Annotated in this window: 3 protein-coding genes; all 3 read right to left on the minus strand. The window is 76.3% G+C overall.

From position 1 onward, the window contains the following. Positions 1–188: hypothetical protein (locus tag D459_RS33385; RefSeq protein WP_040711803.1), on the minus strand; the 188-nt coding region annotated here is incomplete at its 3' end. Next, positions 182–538 (minus strand): hypothetical protein, encoded by a 357-nt coding sequence (locus D459_RS0130190; RefSeq protein ID WP_017596718.1) that lies wholly within the window; start codon positions 536–538, stop codon positions 182–184. The genes D459_RS33385 and D459_RS0130190, both read right to left, overlap by 7 nt. 86 nt (positions 539–624) lie before the next feature. After that, a complete protein-coding gene (locus D459_RS35205) occupies positions 625–903 on the minus strand; it encodes a hypothetical protein (protein ID WP_017596719.1) in 279 nt (92 codons plus the stop codon). Positions 904–1,078: the final 175 nt, after the last annotated feature.

Raw genomic sequence — 1,078 nt, forward strand, 5'->3', positions numbered from 1 at the left:
GGGGGGGGGGGGCCCCCCTCCTCGACCGGCAGCGGCTCGGCGCGGGCGCACCGGCCGTGCCGGTCCAGGGCGCTGCAGTGCAGCGGCATACCCCACTGGCACGCGCAGGCCTCCAGGCCGGGGTGGGCGGCCAGCGCGCGGGGCAGCACGTGCTCCCGGATCCAGGCCGCCTCGACCGGGGTCACCACGTCCGGGGGCGGTGCTCCAGCCCGCCCAGAGCCTCCTGGGCCTCGGTGAGCAGGCCCTCCATGATGTAGGCGCGGGTGGCCGCGCCGTTCAGCGCGTCCTGGGCGCGGATGATCGTCCGGCCGCGATTGCTCCCGCCGGGCCCTTCCAGCCGCCCGGCGGACTCCGCGACGACCCACCCTTCGGCGTTGTCCAGGACCCGCCGCAGCGGCGTGGTCAGTTTGGTGAGGATGGTCAGGGTCTCCTGCAGCTCCTCCAGGCGGTGGTAGGAGTCGATGTCGGGCGTCGTGGCCAGGTCGGCCAGGGCGTCGGCGGCGGCCGTCAGCGTTTTCATGCGGTCGGTGTGGTTCACGGACGGTGCTCCTCCTCGGTGTCAGGGGGCCGGTCGGCCCCCGCACCGCCCCGCAGGACGGGCGGGGCGGTACAGGCGCTGGCCGGTCAGCCGGGCGGGTCGAGTCCGGGGATCGGGGCGGCGCCCATGAGGTCCAGGGCGGCCTGCTGCACGGCGGTGTCGACGACCTCCGGGGCGTGCAGCGGGCAGTAGGCGCGGCGGGAGGGGGTGATGAGCCAGTTCAGCGAGTCGGCCCACTCGGCCTCCTCGCGGCTCAGGTCGAGCCCCCACACGAGGAGTTCGTCGCCGAGCGTGTCGCGCAGGATCGCGTGGCACCCTCGGGCGTCGCAGGCGATCGCGTAGATCCGGCGGGGCAGGTGCGCCATCACCGGCCCCCTCCCGCAGCGGCCGCCGCCGGGGTCCGGCCGGTGATGGCCGCGGCCACGTCGACGGCGGGGCGGTGGGGGTCCTCCTCGGTGGCCATGACCGCGGCGACCACCCCCACCAGCCAGTCGTCGACGGTGACCAGGGCGGCGCGGGCCAGCTCGGGCTGGCCGTCGA

Origin of the sequence: Nocardiopsis potens DSM 45234, from assembly GCF_000341105.1 — a bacterium.
In the GTDB taxonomy this organism is placed as follows: Bacteria; Actinomycetota; Actinomycetes; order Streptosporangiales; family Streptosporangiaceae; genus Nocardiopsis_A; species Nocardiopsis_A potens.

Bases quoted from the DNA above. Each gene is read 5' to 3' on its own strand.
- D459_RS35205 (WP_017596719.1), bottom strand. From the start codon at position 903: ATGGCGCACCTGCCCCGCCGGATCTACGCGATCGCCTGCGACGCCCGA.